Source organism: Burkholderia sp. MSMB1835 (genome assembly GCF_001526365.1).
GTDB lineage: Bacteria > Pseudomonadota > Gammaproteobacteria > Burkholderiales > Burkholderiaceae > Burkholderia.
In genome coordinates this window covers 78,791-95,325 of sequence record NZ_LOYP01000058.1, presented here as the reverse complement: position 1 = coordinate 95,325, position 16,535 = coordinate 78,791, and the positions used below count along the sequence as shown (strand labels likewise).

Here is a 16,535-nt window from a genome sequence, read left to right as displayed (position 1 = left end):
GCAGCGCCGACCATTCGGTGATCGCGTTCATCTTGATCGTCTTCGCCTGCTCGTCGGTGAGCAGCGAAGCGTCGAACTTGTCCCACGGAATGTCCTTCTCCATGTCCCAGCGGACAGCTTCGAGCGACCTGTAAAGTTCCGGATAAAGCATGGTGTTCATGATGGTCCCACCCCTGTTCTGCGCAATGCGACTTCTCTAAACGTGACTGTTGCCGCGCAAGCGCGCCACGCGCGCTTTTTGCAGCCAAGACTGTAATTTTACGCGGGAAACCGGCCCGCCGGACGCCGATTCCTCGTCCGGCAGCCAGGCGGCCGCGTTGCCGCCGTTGGGCATGCCGCAACCCGCTCCGTTCGGACGAAGCCGGCCGCGCTTGCCTGAGTGGGGGCCGGCGCTGGCCGGCTCGTTGGCGCGCCCGTCCCCTGCCCCAGGCGGGTGCCCCGAAAGGTCCCCGTGCGGATGCCGGATCGGCGGGCTGCTCGATATGGTGTATACGGCGGCGGCCATGATAGCACGCGTGCATGACGGTTCCGAGACGCCCGCCCGGTCGCGTGCCGCCAACCAAGGTGCGGCGATCGGTCGCGGCCGACCGTCGCGAAAACACAACCTGACAGTGCGCCTGCGCGTATCAGACCCGCATTTCGCCGGTCGCGAGGCCGTCTTCGGGCGGCGTGCCGGCCGCCGGCGCGCTGCCGCCGTCCGCGTGGGCGATCCAGTCGGCGAGCGTCTCCCGCTGCGCCCGGCCGTCGCGGTAGCCGAGCTCGATCAGCTCGCGCGTGAACGCCTCCTCGAACAGCAGATAGCTGGCGAACGACGCGCCGGCCGGCTGGCTGCCGCCGATCGCGCCGAGCAGCCCGCGCATCGTCGCCGGCATCTGCTTCAGGTGCTTCGCGGCAATCAGCTCGATGCGCTCGGACGGCGCGATCGCGAGCACGTCGACGTGCCGCCAGCCGCTGTCGACTTCGACCTGGTGCGGCAGGTGCTCGATCATCCGGTTGATGTGCTCGATCCGTTCGATGTCCGAGCCGATCGAGTCGAGGAACACGCTCGCGAGCACCTGCTGGCCGATCTGCGCGAGCGTCGGGTAGCCGCGTGCCCGGCCCGCGCCGTTCGCGGCCGGAATCTCGGGCCGCGGATCGGCCGCGCCGATGACGACGATCCGGTGCGCGCCGAAGTGGATCGCCGGCGACAGCGGCGCGATCTGTCGGATCGAGCCGTCGCCGAAGTACTCGATCTGCCCGTCGAGCACGAGCGGCACGGCCGGGAACACGAACGGAATGGCCGACGACGCGAGCAGGTGCGACGCCGACAGGTCGACGAGCCGCGCGGTGCGTTGCGCGCGCCGCCACGCCTGGATCGGCTCGGCGGCCTGGTAGAACGTGAGATGCCGGCCGCTCGAATAGCTGAGCGCGGTGATCGCGAGCGCGTGCAGCAGGCGCGCCTCGAGCATCTGCTCGATCCGGTGAAAGCTCAGCTCGCGCTGCAGCAGGTGCGCGAGCGGCGTGTTGTCGAGCAGCCCGCGCGGCGAGCGGCGAGCCGCCCAGCCGAACGTCATCGTCGCGAGCCAGCGCGCGCCGGCGGCCGCGATGCCGAGCCAGTCGGTGCGGTACACGTATTCGGCGCGCAGCGGCTCCCAGAATTCGAGCAGGCGCCGCACGCCATGGGAAAAGTCGTCCGCGTGGCTGGCGATCGACGTCGCGTTGATCGCGCCGGCCGACGAGCCGCACACGACCGCGAACGGCAGCGTGTGCCGCTGAGGATCAGCCTCGCGCGCGATTTCGGCCAGCGCCTTGAGCACGCCGACCTGGTATGCGGCGCGCGCGCCGCCTCCCATCAGAACGAGCGCGAGTCGCATGATCGACCTGCTACCTGCGCCGCATCACGTCGAGCGCTTCGGCGGACGCGTTTCGGGCGACGACGCGGCCGCCGCGCGGGCCGCGGCCGAGCCGGACGGCTTCGCACGCTTCGCGGCCGGCTTGCGCGGCGGCGCCGCGGCCGCCTTCGCGGCGGGTTCCGGCGCGGCAGCGGCCTGCGCCGACGCGGCGCCCGGCGCGGCGGGCTGCATGCCCGGCTGCGCCATCGCGAGGCTCGCGAGCTGGTTGAATTGCGTCTGCAGCAGGTTCCACCAGCCGGCCGGGTCGAACGGCTGCTGCGCGGGGTCGCCCGCCGGCGCATCCGGGGCGGACGCCGCGGCGGCCGATGCCGCAGGGTCGGCCGCGGGCGCGGCCTCGCCCGCCGACGCGGTTTTCGCGGCCTGCGCGGCGGCCACCGCCGCTTCCTCGGCCGCCGACATCGAGCTTTGCGCGAACGCGCCGAACGCGCGCAGCGTCGCGAGCGTCGCGCGCTGCACCTCGAGCGCCTGGATCGCCGACTGCAACATCCCGAGATTGAGCTTCAGCCACTGCTCGACCGCGCGCAGATCGGTGATCCGCTTGTCGAGCTCCTCGACGTTCGTGAGCGGCGCCATCATGTCGGACATGCTCGACAGCGACGGCGGCAGCCCGTGCGCGGCGCCCGGAAACGGCGCCATCCCGCCGAACGGCGACATCCGGATCATGTCCCACATCCGGTCCATCATGTCGGCGGGCTGGAACCCGGCAAAGCCGGCGAAAGGGTTGGCGCCGGAGGCATCGGTCGTCATACGGGCATCCTGGTTGACTGGGGGAGCGAGGCGGCCGCCGTGCGTCGCGCAGCCGCGCGTGGTTCGATCATAGCGCGCACGTCAGAACGGCGCGTCGCCGGGAAACGCGGGCGGGCGCCGCTCGCGCAGCGAACGGATGCCTTCCTGCACGTCGGGCCCCGAAAAACCCATGAATTCGAGCGCGAGCGACGTATCGAAGGTCGGCCCGGCGGTGCGCAGCCAGTTGTTCAGCGCGTACTTGGTCCAGCGGATCGCCGACTGCGACCCGTGCGCGAGCCGCTCGGCCACATCGTACGCCTTCGGCAGCAGGTCGGCCGGCTCGACCGCGAGCGAGACCAGCCCGATCCGCTCGGCCTCCTCGCCGCTCACGGGCTCGCACAGCATCAGGTAGTACTTCGCCTTCGCCATCCCGCACAGCAGCGGCCACACGATCGCCGCGTGGTCGCCGGCCGCGACGCCGAGCCGCGTGTGGCCGTCGATGATGCGCGCGTCCTTCGCGGCGATCGAGATGTCGGCGAGCAGCCCGGCGACGAGCCCCGCGCCGACGGCCGGGCCATGCATCGCCGACACGATCGGCTTGCTGCAGTTGATCACGTTGTAGACGAGGTCGCGCGCCTCGCGCCATACGCGGGCGCGCACGTCGAAATCGTTCGCCATGTCCTCGACGAGCGCGAGATCGCCGCCCGCCGAAAAGCCCTTGCCTTCGCCGCGGATCACCGCGACGCGCGTGTCGGGATCGCGATCGACGTCGCGCCAGATGTCGGCGAGCTCGCGATGCATGCGGGCGTTCGCGGTCGCGAGGCCGCTGCGGTTCGCGCCCTCGCCGCTCATCACGATGTCGAGCACGCCATGATCGCGGCGCGTCACCTTCAGTGCTTCGTAACCGCCGTACGCGGCAAGATCGGCCATCTGCTGCTCCTTGTTCGACGTGCTCGAACGCTTGAATCGAGTGTAGCCAAGCCCGCGCGGTCAAACATCGGGCGAAACCCGGCGCGCGGGCCGAAGCCGGGTTGCGCCGCTGCGTGGCGTGCGCCGCGCGGCTTATGCCGCGCCGTCGGGCGGGGCGACCGACTGCTCGATCGCGCCGAAGATCGACTTGCCGGCCGCATCGAACATCTCGATGCGCACGGTATCGCCGTAGCGCATGAATTCGGTCTGCGGCGCGCCGTGCTCGATCGTCTCGAGGCAGCGCTTCTCGGCGATGCAGCAGTAACCGCGCTTCGCGTCCTTGTTCGATACCGTACCGGAGCCGACGATCGAGCCGGCACGCAGGTTGCGCGTCTTCGCCGCGTGCGCGATCAGCTGGCCGAAGTGGAACACCATGTCGGTGCCGGCGTCGGGCTGGCCGACCTTCTTGCCGTTCCAGTGGACGATCATCGGGCGGTGCACGCGGCCGGCGCGCCACTCGTCGCCGAGCTCGTCGGGCGTGACGGCGACCGGCGCGAACGCGGTGGCCGGCTTGCTCTGGAAGAAGCCGAAGCCCTTCGCGAGTTCGGCCGGAATCAGGTTGCGCAGCGACACGTCGTTTGCGAGCGTGACGAGCCGCACGGCCTTCAGCGCGTCGTCGGGCGACACGCTCATCGGCACGTCGCCGGTGATCACCGCGACTTCCGCCTCGAAATCGATGCCCCATTCCTCCGACGGGCACACGACGTCGTCGCGCGGCCCCAGGAAATCGTCGCTGCCGCCCTGGTACATCAGCGGATCGGTCCAGAACTCGGGCGGCATCTCGGCACCGCGCGCGCGGCGCACGAGCTCGACGTGGTTCACGTACGCGGAGCCGTCGGCCCACTGGAACGCGCGCGGCAGCGGCGCCATGCAGTCGGCCGGATCGAATGCGAACGCGTTGCGCGCGCGGCCGTGGTTCAGCGCGTCGTACAGGTCGCGCAGTTGCGGCGCGTAGAACGCCCAGTCGTCGAGGACGCGCTGCAGCGTCGGCGCGATCGCATCGGCAATCGCCGCGGTGTGCAGGTCGCGCGACACGACGATCAGCTGGCCGTCGCGCGTGCCGTCCTTCAGCGAAGCAAGTTTCATAGGGGATTGGCCGTTTTAGTGACGATGGAGGGAATCTATTTTACGATGGTGAATCCATGCGGCGCGCGATGATGGCGCACGCCGTTTTCGCCCCGTTTCCCGACGCATTTTCGCGCACCCGTTGCCCATGCCCGCCAGCTCACTTCCCGACGACGATCTCGCCGACTCCGATACCGACGACGCCGCCTCCGGCGACCACGGCGAGAAGGTCCGTTCCGGCATCCAGTCGATCGAGGTCGGCTTCCGCCTGCTCGACGTGCTGACGAGCGAGCCGCGCGCGATGATGCTGCGCGATCTCGCGCAGCGCGCGGGCATGAGTCCGGCGAAGGCGCACCGCTATCTGGTCAGCTTCTCGCGGCTCGGCGTCGTGTCGCAGGATCCCGTCTCGGGCCGCTACGAGCTGGGCGGCTTCGCGTTGCAGATGGGCCTCGCGCGGCTCGCGCGCGTCGACGGCGTGAAGCTCGCGCGGATCGCGCTGACCGAATTCCGCGATCGCCTCGACCAGACGGTCGGCATCGCGGTATGGGGCAACCAGGGGCCGACGATCGTGCACTGGATGGAATCGAGCCATCCGGCCAAGGCGTCGCTGAAGCTCGGCGACGTGATGCCGCTGCTCGGCTCCGCGACGGGGCTGCTGTTCGCCGCGTACCTGCCGCGCAGCAAGACCGCCGCGATGCTCGAGCGCGAGCTCGCCGACACGCGCCGCTCGCCGCACCACGGCGGCCCGCGCACGCTCGACGAAGTCGAAGCGGTGCTCGCCGACGTGCGCGCGCACCAGGCCGCGCGCGTCGAAGGGATGCTGCTGCCGACGATCCACGCGTTCTGCATGCCGGTGTTCGACGCGGTCGGCGAACTCGCGCTCGCGATCGTCGCGCTCGGCCAGGAAGGCTCGTTCGACATCGCGTGGGGCGGCGAGATCGACACCGCGCTGCGCGCGTGCGCCCGGAAACTTTCTTACGAACTCGGCTATAGTCCCGACGCACGCGACGCCTGACGCATCCGGTTCACGCCACGTCACGCATCGCGAACGCGCGGCGCATCCGACGGTCCGATTCCTGTGGCGCGCGGCGCGCGCCCGACGTCAAGCAAGCGCCCCGATCCCGTTCCGATGCCCATACAGCCTGCCGACCTTCGCCCGAGTCACGCCCTGCCCCGCCGCTGGTTGCGCGTGGGCGTCGCGCTCGTCGCCGTGCTGGTGCTGCACGCGCTCGCCGGGTTCTGGCTGATGCGCAACCGCGAATCGTTCACGCCGCCGCCGCCCGCGGACATCCCCGTGCAGATCGAATTGCTGAAACCGCAGGCGATCGAGCGCCAGCCGGCGCCGCCGGCGCCGAAGCCGGTCGAACGTCCGGCCGCGCCCCAGGCCGCCGCGCCGCAGGCGGCCCCGCCGCAACCCGCGCCGTCGCACGAGCCGGTCCTCACGTCGACGCAGACCGCCGAGCACGGCGAACCGCCGGCTGCCGCCGCATCCGCATCCTCCGCAAGCGGTACGCCGGGCGCCTCGGGCGCACACGCCGCCTCGTCCGCCAGCGCCGGCGCCGCGACACCGGGCCCCGCGACGACCGGCGTGAAGTTCGCCGTGCCGCCGTCCGGCGACCTGCAGTACGACACGTTCTACAACGGCATGCAGAACATGATCGGCACGATCCACTGGCGCACCGACGGGCACACCTACGACCTGTCGGTATCGATGCCCGTGCCGTTCGTCGGCCCGTTCGCCTATCGCAGCGAAGGCCGCATCGACGCGTTCGGCGTCGCGCCCGACCGTTACGTCGAGAAGCGCGGCAAGCGGCCGGAAGACATCGCGATCTTCAACCGCGAGATCCGGCAGGTCGTGTTCACGCGCACGCCGAACAACGCGCCGCTGCCCGACGGCGTGCAGGACCGCTTCAGCATGCTGATGCAGTTGTCGGGGCTCGTACGCGGCAATCCCGCCGCCTACAAACCGGGCGTCACGCAGCAATTCTTCGTGATCGACAACAACAGCGGCGAGACCTGGCCGATCGCCGTGATCGGCGACGAGCAGGTGCAGACGCAGGCCGGCATCGTCGCCGCGCGGCACTTCATGCGCCTGCCGCGCCGCGAAGGCGACACGCGTCGCATCGACATGTGGCTCGCGCCGTCGCTCGGCTGGCTGCCCGCGCGGCTCGTGCAGAGCGAGCCGAACGGTGCGCAGATCGAGCTGCTGTGGCACGGCCGCCTCGCCGCACCGAACGTGCCTGCCGAACCCGCACCGCCAGGCGGCGCAACGAACGCGCCCGCCGCCGCACCGGCCGCCGATGCATCGGCCGCGCCACCCGCGCAAACTGCACCGCCCGCGACGATGCAACCGCCTGCCTCATCGGCTGTCACACAGTGAACGCGCACGAATCGGCAATTTCGACCGACTACAGATTTCCGAAAAATGGCCGATGACACTCTTTAACAACTATTTCAGTCCACCGGCTCACAATGAGAAACGTTTGATAGACATCGGCTTCTAACCGATACACCCCACGCAAACGGGAGAACGGGGTGTGCAGCGCAAGCCCCTTGAAACCGGCAAGGCTCGCCCCACCTAGGGGACAACAAGGCCAGATGCCACTGCGAAGAGGAGTGCCGCCATGCAAATGATCTACAACAGCCCCAACTACTGCGTCGTCGAATTTGCGCCGCAGGCCGGCCATCACCTGATGAATGCCGGCGGATACGAAATCGTCGACAAGAACGCGCAGCGCGAAATCTTTATCGACGGCGAACTTGCCGAGCGATTCCGCGCGCACGTGAAGCAGCTGATCGAGGATGAACCGTCGCTCGACGAAGTCGACGAATTCCTCGGACAATTCGACAGCCTGATGATGATGCCCGTCGTGCTGCACTGACGACTCGCGGCCCGGCGCGTCGCGCGGCCGGGCCATTCGCCGCGCCCCGCGCGGCGCCGCGTGCACTCCGATCCTGCCCCCGTCCGGTTCGCCGGCGGGGGCTTTCGTTTGACGGGCCGTCCGGCCGGCGCGGCAAGCGACGGCGACCGCTTGACGCACCGGCTACAATGACGGTTTTCCGTCTTCGCCGGTCTTTCGCCCATGTCTGCGACTCCTCTCGCCGCTTCCGTCCCGCTCGACGCGCCCTACACGCGCGGCGCCGCCCTGCCCGCGCTGCTGAAATCGCGCATCCTGATCCTCGACGGCGCGATGGGCACGATGATCCAGCGCTACAAGCTCGACGAGGCCGCGTATCGCGGCGAGCGCTTCAAGGATTTCCCGCGCGACATCAAGGGCAACAACGAGCTGCTGTCGCTCACGCAGCCGCAGATCATCCGCGAGATCCACGACCAGTACTTCGCGGCCGGCGCCGACATCGTCGAGACCAACACGTTCGGCGCGACGACCGTCGCGCAGGCCGACTACGGGATGGAAGATCTCGTCGTCGAGATGAACGTCGCATCGGCGAAGCTCGCACGCGAATCGGCCGCGAAATACGCGACGCCGGACAAACCGCGCTTCGTCGCCGGCGCGATCGGGCCGACGCCGAAGACGGCGAGCATCTCGCCGGACGTCAACGATCCGGGCGCGCGCAACGTCACGTTCGACGAACTGCGCACGTCGTACTACCAGCAGGCGAAGGCGCTGCTCGACGGCGGCGTCGACCTGTTCCTCGTCGAGACGATCTTCGACACGCTGAACGCCAAGGCCGCGCTGTTCGCGCTCGACGAGCTGTTCGAGGACACCGGCGAGCGCCTGCCGATCATGATCTCGGGCACCGTCACCGATGCGTCCGGCCGGATCCTGTCGGGCCAGACGGTAGAAGCGTTCTGGAATTCGCTACGCCACGCGAAGCCGCTCACGTTCGGCCTGAACTGCGCGCTCGGCGCGGCGCTGATGCGCCCGTACATCGCCGAGCTCGCGAAGCTGTGCGACACCTACGTGTCGTGCTACCCGAACGCCGGCCTGCCGAACCCGATGAGCGACACCGGTTTCGACGAAACCCCCGACGTCACGTCGGGCCTGCTGAAGGAATTCGCGCAGGCCGGGCTCGTGAACCTCGCGGGCGGCTGCTGCGGCACGACGCCCGAACACATCGCCGAGATCGCGAAGGCGCTCGCCGGCGTGAAGCCGCGCCGCTGGCCGAACCAGTACAGCGACAACGCCTGACCCGACCGCCCCACGTCCTTCATCACCAGAATCCGCACCGCCATGACCGATCACATGATGCGCCTTGCCGGCCTCGAGCCGTTCAACGTCACGCCCGGGACGCTCTTCATCAACGTCGGCGAACGCACCAACGTCACCGGCTCGAAGGCGTTCGCACGGATGATCCTCAACGGCCAGTTCGACGAGGCGCTCGCCGTCGCACGCCAGCAGGTCGAGAACGGCGCGCAGGTGATCGACGTCAACATGGACGAGGCGATGCTCGATTCGAAGGCGGCGATGGTGCGCTTCCTCAACCTGATCGCGTCGGAGCCCGACATCGCGCGCGTGCCGATCATGATCGACTCGTCGAAGTGGGACGTGATCGAAGCCGGCCTGAAGTGCGTGCAGGGCAAGGCGATCGTGAACTCGATCTCGTTGAAGGAAGGCGAGGACGCGTTCCGCCACCATGCGAACCTGATCCGCCGCTACGGCGCGGCCGCGGTCGTGATGGCATTCGACGAAACCGGCCAGGCCGACACCTACGAACGCAAGACCGAGATCTGCAAGCGCTCGTACGACTTCCTCGTGAACGAAGTCGGCTTCCCGCCGGAAGACATCATCTTCGACCCGAACATCTTCGCGGTCGCGACCGGCATCGACGAGCACAACAACTACGCGGTCGACTTCATCGAGGCGACCCGCTGGATCAAGCAGAACCTGCCGTACGCGAAGGTGAGCGGCGGCGTGTCGAACGTGTCGTTCTCGTTCCGCGGCAACGACCCGGTGCGCGAGGCGATCCATACCGTGTTCCTGTATCACGCGATCCAGGCCGGGATGGACATGGGGATCGTGAACGCGGGCCAGCTCGGCGTGTACGCGGATCTCGATCCCGAACTGCGCGAGCGCGTCGAGGACGTGATCCTGAACCGCCGGCCGGATTCCACCGATCGCCTGCTCGAGATCGCCGACAAGTTCAAGACCGGCGCCGCGAAGAAGGAAGAAAACCTCGAATGGCGCAACCAGCCGGTCGAGAAGCGGCTCGCGCATGCGCTCGTGCACGGGATCACGAACTTCATCGTCGAGGACACCGAAGAAGCGCGCGCGAAGATCGCCGCCGCGGGCGGCCGCCCGATCAACGTGATCGAAGGGCCGCTGATGGACGGGATGAACGTCGTCGGCGACCTGTTCGGCCAGGGCAAGATGTTCCTGCCGCAGGTCGTGAAGTCGGCGCGCGTGATGAAGCAGGCGGTCGCCCACCTGATCCCGTTCATCGAGGAAGAAAAGCGCCTGCTCGCGGAAGCGGGCGGCGACGTGCGCGCGAAGGGCAAGATCGTCATCGCGACCGTGAAGGGCGACGTGCACGACATCGGCAAGAACATCGTGTCGGTCGTGCTCCAGTGCAACAACTTCGAAGTGGTCAACATGGGCGTGATGGTCCCGTGCAACGAGATCCTCGCGAAGGCGAAGGTCGAGGGCGCGGACATCATCGGGCTGTCGGGCCTCATCACGCCGAGCCTCGAGGAAATGGCGTACGTCGCGTCCGAAATGCAGCGCGACGACTACTTCCGCGTGAAGAAGATCCCGCTCCTGATCGGCGGCGCCACGACGTCGCGCGTGCACACGGCCGTGAAGATCGCGCCGCACTACGAAGGCCCGGTCGTCTACGTGCCGGACGCGTCGCGCTCGGTGTCGGTCGCGTCGAACCTGCTGTCGGACGAAGGCGCGGCGAAGTACCTCGACGAGCTGAAGTCCGACTACGAACGCATCCGCGACCAGCACGCGAATCGCAAGGCGCAGCCGATGGTCACGCTCGGAGAGGCGCGCGCGAACAAGACCAAGATCGACTGGGCGAACTACACGCCTGTGAAGCCGAAGTTCATCGGGCGGCGCGTATTCAGGAACTACGACCTGAACGAGCTCGCGAACTACATCGACTGGGGCCCGTTCTTCCAGACCTGGGACCTCGCGGGGCCGTACCCGGCGATCCTGAACGACGAGATCGTCGGCGAATCGGCGCGGCGCGTGTTCTCCGATGCGAAGTCGATGCTCGCGCGGCTGATCCAGGGCCGCTGGCTGACCGCGAACGGCGTGATCGCGCTGCTGCCGGCGAACACGGTGAACGACGACGACATCGAGATCTACACCGACGAATCGCGCTCGGAAGTACTGCTCACGTGGCGCAACCTGCGCCAGCAGAGCGTGCGTCCGGTGGTCGACGGCGTGATGCGGCCGAACCGCTCGCTCGCCGATTTCATCGCGCCGAAGGAATCGGGCGTCGCCGACTACATCGGGATGTTCGCGGTGACGGCCGGCCTCGGCGTCGACGCGAAGGAAAAGCAGTTCGAAGCCGACCACGACGACTACAGCGCGATCATGCTGAAGGCGCTCGCCGACCGTTTCGCGGAAGCGTTCGCGGAAGCGATGCACGCACGCGTGCGGCGCGAGCTGTGGGGCTACGCGAGCGGCGAGACGCTCGACAACGACGCGCTGATCGCCGAGAAGTACGCGGGCATCCGCCCGGCACCCGGTTACCCGGCCTGCCCCGACCACCTCGTGAAACGCGACATGTTCGACGTGCTGCACGCGGACGAGATCGGCATGAGCGTGACGGATTCGCTGGCGATGCTGCCGGCGGCGAGCGTGTCGGGCTTCTACTTCGCGCATCCGGACAGCCGCTATTTCTCGGTCGGCAAAATCGGGCAGGATCAGCTCGAGGACTACGCGCAGCGCATGGCGCTGTCGCTCGACGACGCGCGTCGCGCGCTCGCGCCGCAGCTCTGACCGATGCAAACGAGAGGCCCGGCCTCCTTTTGATCAGACAAAAGAAAAAGCCCGCTCGAAAGCGGGCTTTTTCCTGTCTGGCGAACCTGTCGACCCGCCCGGCAAGGAAGCTCAGAAGCCCCAGTGCACGTCGGCCTCGCCGGCCTTCGCCTCGCGCAGCATCGTCAGGAACGGCGCGACGCGCTGGGCCAGGCTCGGCGGCACTTCGTGGTGCGCGTGGTCGGCTTCGTCCTCGTGGAAATGGCCGGCGTGCTCGGCACGCTCCTGCTTCGCCTGCGCGACCGCGCCTTCCAGCTTGGCGATCGCGTGGTCCAGTTCGTCGTGCGTGATCACACCGCGCTCGCCCAGCTGCTTGCCGACGAGACCCAGCACATACACGGCGAAATCCTTCAGCACGTCGAGATCCTGTGCCGCCTTGCTCTTGAACGTAATCATGACAATTCCCTTTTCATCTTGTTGTGCCTGCGCGGCGCGGTTGGGGAACGCCGACAGACCGGCGTCCGGCCTCGCGGACGCGGGCCGCCTGAGCGGCATATTAGCACCTGTTAAAATTCTGCGATCCCTGAAACGCGCGCTTAAAAAGCGCGCCGGCGGCCCGGCGTTTCCGGCCGCCACCAACGAAGCCTTCTACCAGCATGCTGCCAGCACACAAACAGACCCTCGAAGCCCTGCTCGCGGATAGCGTCAAGCAGGTCGCACACGCGCTGAAAGGCGCCGACGCGGCATTCGTCGCCCCGGCCATCACGCTGGAGCGCCCGAAGGTCGCCGCGCACGGCGACGTCGCGTGCAACGTCGCGATGCAGCTCGCGAAGCCGCTCGGCACGAACCCGCGCCAGCTCGCCGAACAGATCGTCGCCGCACTCACCGCGCAGCCGGCCGCGCAAGGCCTCGTCGAAGCCGCCGAGATCGCCGGCCCCGGCTTCATCAACCTGCGCCTGTCGGCCGCCGCGAAGCAGGCGGTGATCGCCGCCGTGTTCGACCAGGGCCGCGCGTTCGGCACGTCGGATCGCGAGAAAGGCAAGCAGGTGCTGCTCGAATTCGTGTCGGCCAACCCGACCGGCCCGCTGCACGTCGGCCACGGCCGCCAGGCCGCGCTCGGCGACGTGCTCGCGAACGTGATCGCGAGCCAGGGCTACGCGGTGCACCGCGAGTTCTACTACAACGACGCGGGCGTGCAGATCGGCAACCTGGCGATCTCGACGCAGGCGCGCGCCCGCGGCCTGAAGCCGGGCGACGCGGGCTGGCCGGAAGCCGCGTACAACGGCGAGTACATCGCCGACATCGCGCGCGACTACCTGAACGGCGAAACGGTCGCCGCATCGGACGGCGAGCCGGTCAAGGGCGCGGGCGACGTCGAGGATCTCGACGCGATCCGCAAGTTCGCGGTCACGTACCTGCGTCGCGAGCAGGACATGGACCTGCAGGCGTTCGGCGTGAAGTTCGACCAGTACTACCTCGAATCGTCGCTGTACAGCGAAGGCCGCGTCGAGAAGACGGTCGACGCGCTGATCAAAGCCGGGATGACCTACGAGCAGGACGGCGCGCTGTGGCTGCGCACGACCGACGAAGGCGACGACAAGGATCGCGTGATGCGCAAGTCGGACGGCACGTACACGTACTTCGTGCCGGACGTCGCGTATCACGTGACGAAGTGGGAGCGCGGCTTCACGAAGGTGATCAACATCCAGGGTTCGGACCACCACGGCACGATCGCGCGCGTGCGCGCCGGCCTGCAGGGGCTGCACATCGGGATCCCGAAGGGCTATCCCGACTACGTGCTGCACAAGATGGTCACCGTGATGCGCGACGGCCAGGAAGTGAAGATCTCGAAGCGCGCGGGCAGCTACGTGACGGTGCGCGACCTGATCGAATGGTCGGGCGGCGCGGCGGCGGGCCAGGAAGCGGCGCCCGACCTGATCGACGAGGCGACCATCACGCGCGGCCGCGACGCGGTGCGTTTCTTCCTGATCTCGCGCAAGGCCGATACCGAGTTCGTGTTCGACATCGACCTCGCGCTGAAACAGAACGACGAGAACCCGGTCTATTACGTGCAGTACGCGCATGCGCGGATCTGCTCGGTGCTCAACGAACTGAAGTCGCGCTACAACGTCGACGTCGCGCAACTGCCGGGCGCCGACCTGTCGCAACTGACCAGCGCGCAAGCGGCATCGCTGATGCAGAAGCTGGCCGAGTACCCGGACATGCTCACGCATGCGGCGAACGAGCTCGCGCCGCACGCGGTCGCGTTCTATCTGCGCGATCTCGCTGGCGAATTCCACTCGTTCTACAATGCGGAGCGCGTGCTGGTCGACGACGAAGCGCCGCGCAATGCGCGCGCCGCGCTGCTCGCCGCGACCCGGCAGGTGCTCGAGAACGGCCTGGCAGTGCTCGGCGTATCCGCGCCCGCCAAGATGTAACGGATATCAGCGCGGCCCCGAACCGGGCCGCGATTGGCCGCGGCAGCGCCCGCCGCCGGATGCCCGTCATCGGATGCCCGTCGCCGGATGCCCGTCGCAGCCTTTTCACGATTCTTTTTGCAGGTGACTCAAGCAATGGCACAACCACGCCGCACTTCGAAACAATCGAAACAAGCCGGAGGAACATTTCTTGGAATCGTGCTGGGCCTGATCGTCGGCCTCGCGATCGCCGTGGTGGTGGCGCTCTACATCACGCGTTCGCCGTCGCCGTTCGTGTCGAAGGTCGCGCCGCCGCCGGCCGACAACGGCGCGAGCCAGCCGCAGCAGTTCGACCCGAATCGCGCGCTGCAGGGCAAGACGCCCGGCCAGCCGGTGCCGCAGGCCGCGCAGCCCGCACCGCCGAACACCGCGCCCGGCCAGGCCGCGAACCAGACCCAGGGCGGCCTGCTGCCCGAGCCGCAGATCGTCGAAGTGCCGCCGTCGGGTAACACGAACGGCGCCACCGGCTCGAGCAACACCGCGTCGAACACGCCGTCGTCGGGCAACGGCGTCGCCGTCGCACCGAAGCCGGCCGACACCACGCCGCCGCCGAAGAAGACGCAACAGGCGCAGCAACAGCAGCAAGGCGGCGAGGACGACCTCGCCCGCTTCGCCGCGCAGAAGCAGGCTCAGCAAGCCGCCGCGCAAAAGCAGCAGCAACAGCAGCAGGCCGCGAACACGCCGAAGCCGACGTCGTCGGCCACCGCTGCGGCGGCCGCGAAGCCGCCGACCGCGAACGACGCGAACACCGGCTACTTCCTGCAGGTCGGTGCGTACAAGACGGAAGGCGATGCCGAGCAGCAGCGTGCGCGCCTCGGCTTCCAGGGCTTCGAATCGAAGGTGTCGAAACGCGACGTCAGCGGCGTGACCTATTTCCGCGTGCGCGTCGGTCCGTTCTCGAAGTTCGAGGATATGAACTCGGCCCGTCAGCGCCTGTCCGATGCAGGTGTCGACACGGCGGTGATCCGCTTCACGAAGCAGTAAGCAGCCGGCCGCACCCACGCAGAACCCGTTACGTTTCGTAACCCGAGCAACCGATTCGACGTCCACAACATGAAAAAACTGCTTAGCACGCTCCTTCTGTCCCTCGGCCTGGCTGCCGGCCTGGCCCAGGCGACGCCCGCCGCACCGGTGTCCGGCAAGGACTTCGAGGTGATGAAGTCGCCGCAGCCGGTGTCCGCGCCGGCCGGCAAGGTCGAGGTGATCGAGTTCTTCTGGTACGGCTGCCCGCACTGCTACGAATTCGAGCCGACGATCGAGGCCTGGGTGAAGAAACAGGGCAACAACATCGACTTCAAGCGCGTGCCGGTCGCTTTCCGTGACGATTTCCTCCCGCACTCGAAGCTGTTCTATGCGGTGTCCGCACTCGGCATCGCCGAGAAGGTCACGCCGGCGATCTTCAACGCGATCCACAAGCAGAAGAACTACCTGCTGACGCCGCAGGCGCAGGCCGATTTCCTGGCCACGCAGGGCGTCGACAAGAAGAAGTTCATGGACGCGTACAACTCGTTCAGCGTGCAGGGCGAAGTGAACCAGTCGGCCAAGCTGCTGAAGGACTACGCGATCGACGGCGTGCCGACGGTCGTCGTCCAGGGCAAGTACAAGACGGGCCCGGCTTACACGAACAGCATCCCGGGTACCGCCCAGGTGCTCGACTTTCTCGTGAAGCAGGTCCAGGACAAGAAGCTCTGATCCCCGCCCGCGCGTCGGCATGACTACTCCGCTGAAGGTCTTCATCACCGGCGCGTCGAGCGGCCTCGGCCTCGCGATGGCCGAGGAATACGCCCGCCAGGGCGCCACGCTCGCGCTCGTCGCGCGACGCACCGATGCACTCGATGCGTTCGCGCGGCGTTTCCCGACGCTGTCCGTCTCCGTCTATTCCGCCGACGTGCGTGACGCCGATGCGCTCGCAACGGCCGCCGCATCGTTCATCGCCGCGCACGGCTGCCCTGACGTCGTGATCGCGAACGCGGGCATCAGCCAGGGCGCCGTCACCGGCCAGGGCGATCTCGCGGCGTTCCGCGACGTGATGGACATCAACTACTACGGGATGGTCGCGACGTTCGAGCCGTTCGTCGGCCCGATGACGGCCGCGCGCCACGGCACGCTGGTCGGCGTCGCGAGCGTCGCCGGCGTGCGCGGACTGCCCGGCTCCGGCGCGTACAGCGCGTCGAAATCGGCCGCGATCAAGTATCTCGAGGCGTTGCGCGTCGAGCTGCGCCCGGCCGGCGTCGGCGTCGTGACGATCGCGCCCGGCTACATTCGCACGCCGATGACCGCGCACAACCCGTACCGGATGCCGTTCCTGATGGACGCCGACCGCTTCGCCGCGCGCGCGGCACGCGCGATCGCCCGGCAGCACGCGTTCCGCGTGATTCCATGGCAAATGGGTGTCGTCGCGAAGGTGCTGCACGTGCTGCCGCGCTGGCTGTACGATCGCCTGTTCGAAAAGGCGCCGCGCAAGCCGAAGGCCGGCACGCACTGACGATCCGCCGAGACGGCCCGCGCGATGTACG

At 68.2% G+C, this 16,535-nt stretch carries 14 protein-coding genes and 1 pseudogene; 9 read left to right on the top strand and 6 right to left on the bottom strand.

The features are described from left to right. The 5 genes and pseudogenes from WS96_RS33295 to WS96_RS29405 all read right to left on the bottom strand — a co-directional run. Positions 1 to 160: pseudogene (locus WS96_RS33295) on the bottom strand (ferritin-like domain-containing protein); the annotation flags it as partial. A 466-nt stretch (positions 161 to 626) separates the two neighbouring features. After that, the gene (locus tag WS96_RS29420) at positions 627 to 1,853 is read right to left on the bottom strand and encodes a patatin-like phospholipase family protein (protein WP_034208502.1); all 1,227 of its coding nucleotides are present in this window, start codon (positions 1,851 to 1,853) and stop codon (positions 627 to 629) included. 24 nt (positions 1,854 to 1,877) lie between these two features. Then, positions 1,878 to 2,639, bottom strand: coding sequence for a PhaM family polyhydroxyalkanoate granule multifunctional regulatory protein (locus tag WS96_RS29415; RefSeq protein WP_059837342.1), 762 nt, complete (start codon positions 2,637 to 2,639; stop codon positions 1,878 to 1,880). An 81-nt stretch (positions 2,640 to 2,720) separates the two neighbouring features. After that, the gene (locus WS96_RS29410; protein ID WP_059837340.1) at positions 2,721 to 3,548 is read right to left on the bottom strand and encodes an enoyl-CoA hydratase/isomerase family protein; all 828 of its coding nucleotides are present in this window, start codon (positions 3,546 to 3,548) and stop codon (positions 2,721 to 2,723) included. A 132-nt stretch (positions 3,549 to 3,680) separates the two neighbouring features. Next, complete coding sequence (locus WS96_RS29405; protein ID WP_034208505.1) at positions 3,681 to 4,673, bottom strand: fumarylacetoacetate hydrolase family protein; 993 nt, start codon at positions 4,671 to 4,673, stop codon at positions 3,681 to 3,683. 127 nt (positions 4,674 to 4,800) lie between these two features. On the opposite strand from WS96_RS29405, the gene WS96_RS29400 reads away from it, so the two are divergent. From WS96_RS29400 to metH, 5 genes are all read left to right on the top strand, one after another. Then, positions 4,801 to 5,667, top strand: coding sequence for an IclR family transcriptional regulator (locus WS96_RS29400; RefSeq protein WP_059837338.1), 867 nt, complete (start codon positions 4,801 to 4,803; stop codon positions 5,665 to 5,667). 114 nt (positions 5,668 to 5,781) lie between these two features. Further along, positions 5,782 to 7,032 (top strand): DUF3108 domain-containing protein, encoded by a 1,251-nt coding sequence (locus WS96_RS29395; protein ID WP_059837353.1) that lies wholly within the window; start codon positions 5,782 to 5,784, stop codon positions 7,030 to 7,032. 244 nt (positions 7,033 to 7,276) lie between these two features. Then, positions 7,277 to 7,534, top strand: a complete 258-nt coding sequence (locus WS96_RS29390) for a BTH_I0359 family protein (RefSeq protein WP_006477667.1) — start codon at positions 7,277 to 7,279, stop codon at positions 7,532 to 7,534. Between the two features lie 201 nt (positions 7,535 to 7,735). Continuing rightward, positions 7,736 to 8,803, top strand: a complete 1,068-nt coding sequence (locus WS96_RS29385) for a homocysteine S-methyltransferase family protein (protein WP_059837337.1) — start codon at positions 7,736 to 7,738, stop codon at positions 8,801 to 8,803. A 42-nt stretch (positions 8,804 to 8,845) separates the two neighbouring features. Next, complete coding sequence (gene metH, locus WS96_RS29380; protein ID WP_059837335.1) at positions 8,846 to 11,563, top strand: methionine synthase; 2,718 nt, start codon at positions 8,846 to 8,848, stop codon at positions 11,561 to 11,563. A gap of 111 nt (positions 11,564 to 11,674) precedes the next feature. On the opposite strand, the gene WS96_RS29375 is transcribed toward metH, so the two are convergent. Next, positions 11,675 to 11,998: a DUF1840 domain-containing protein gene (locus WS96_RS29375; RefSeq protein WP_011353361.1), complete on the bottom strand. Its 324-nt coding sequence runs from the start codon at positions 11,996 to 11,998 to the stop codon at positions 11,675 to 11,677. A 200-nt stretch (positions 11,999 to 12,198) separates the two neighbouring features. Here WS96_RS29375 and argS point away from each other — a divergent pair, with 200 nt between their 5' ends. The 4 genes from argS (at position 12,199) to WS96_RS29355 (ending at position 16,504) form a co-directional block, all read left to right on the top strand. Further along, positions 12,199 to 13,980: an arginine--tRNA ligase gene (argS, locus tag WS96_RS29370; protein WP_059837333.1), complete on the top strand. Its 1,782-nt coding sequence runs from the start codon at positions 12,199 to 12,201 to the stop codon at positions 13,978 to 13,980. A gap of 135 nt (positions 13,981 to 14,115) precedes the next feature. Continuing rightward, positions 14,116 to 15,003 (top strand): SPOR domain-containing protein, encoded by an 888-nt coding sequence (locus WS96_RS29365; RefSeq protein ID WP_059837331.1) that lies wholly within the window; start codon positions 14,116 to 14,118, stop codon positions 15,001 to 15,003. Between the two features lie 69 nt (positions 15,004 to 15,072). Further along, a complete protein-coding gene (locus WS96_RS29360; protein ID WP_059837330.1) occupies positions 15,073 to 15,711 on the top strand; it encodes a thiol:disulfide interchange protein DsbA/DsbL in 639 nt (212 codons plus the stop codon). Positions 15,712 to 15,730: 19 nt separating this feature from the next. Beyond that, the gene (locus WS96_RS29355; RefSeq protein WP_059837328.1) at positions 15,731 to 16,504 is read left to right on the top strand and encodes an SDR family oxidoreductase; all 774 of its coding nucleotides are present in this window, start codon (positions 15,731 to 15,733) and stop codon (positions 16,502 to 16,504) included. The last annotated feature ends 31 nt before the right edge of the window (positions 16,505 to 16,535 follow it).

What these genes read in the sequence shown, in the direction of transcription:
- WS96_RS29420 (WP_034208502.1), bottom strand. Translation starts at nt 1,853, where the DNA reads ATGCGACTCGCGCTCGTTCTGATGGGAGGCGGCGCGCGCGCCGCATAC.
- WS96_RS29415 (WP_059837342.1), bottom strand. Translation starts at nt 2,639, where the DNA reads ATGACGACCGATGCCTCCGGCGCCAACCCTTTCGCCGGCTTTGCCGGG.
- WS96_RS29410 (WP_059837340.1), bottom strand. Translation starts at nt 3,548, where the DNA reads ATGGCCGATCTTGCCGCGTACGGCGGTTACGAAGCACTGAAGGTGACG.
- WS96_RS29405 (WP_034208505.1), bottom strand. Translation starts at nt 4,673, where the DNA reads ATGAAACTTGCTTCGCTGAAGGACGGCACGCGCGACGGCCAGCTGATC.
- WS96_RS29400 (WP_059837338.1), top strand. Translation starts at nt 4,801, where the DNA reads ATGCCCGCCAGCTCACTTCCCGACGACGATCTCGCCGACTCCGATACC.
- WS96_RS29395 (WP_059837353.1), top strand. Translation starts at nt 5,782, where the DNA reads ATGCCCATACAGCCTGCCGACCTTCGCCCGAGTCACGCCCTGCCCCGC.
- WS96_RS29390 (WP_006477667.1), top strand. Translation starts at nt 7,277, where the DNA reads ATGCAAATGATCTACAACAGCCCCAACTACTGCGTCGTCGAATTTGCG.
- WS96_RS29385 (WP_059837337.1), top strand. Translation starts at nt 7,736, where the DNA reads ATGTCTGCGACTCCTCTCGCCGCTTCCGTCCCGCTCGACGCGCCCTAC.
- metH (WP_059837335.1), top strand. Translation starts at nt 8,846, where the DNA reads ATGACCGATCACATGATGCGCCTTGCCGGCCTCGAGCCGTTCAACGTC.
- WS96_RS29375 (WP_011353361.1), bottom strand. Translation starts at nt 11,998, where the DNA reads ATGATTACGTTCAAGAGCAAGGCGGCACAGGATCTCGACGTGCTGAAG.
- argS (WP_059837333.1), top strand. Translation starts at nt 12,199, where the DNA reads ATGCTGCCAGCACACAAACAGACCCTCGAAGCCCTGCTCGCGGATAGC.
- WS96_RS29365 (WP_059837331.1), top strand. Translation starts at nt 14,116, where the DNA reads ATGGCACAACCACGCCGCACTTCGAAACAATCGAAACAAGCCGGAGGA.
- WS96_RS29360 (WP_059837330.1), top strand. Translation starts at nt 15,073, where the DNA reads ATGAAAAAACTGCTTAGCACGCTCCTTCTGTCCCTCGGCCTGGCTGCC.
- WS96_RS29355 (WP_059837328.1), top strand. Translation starts at nt 15,731, where the DNA reads ATGACTACTCCGCTGAAGGTCTTCATCACCGGCGCGTCGAGCGGCCTC.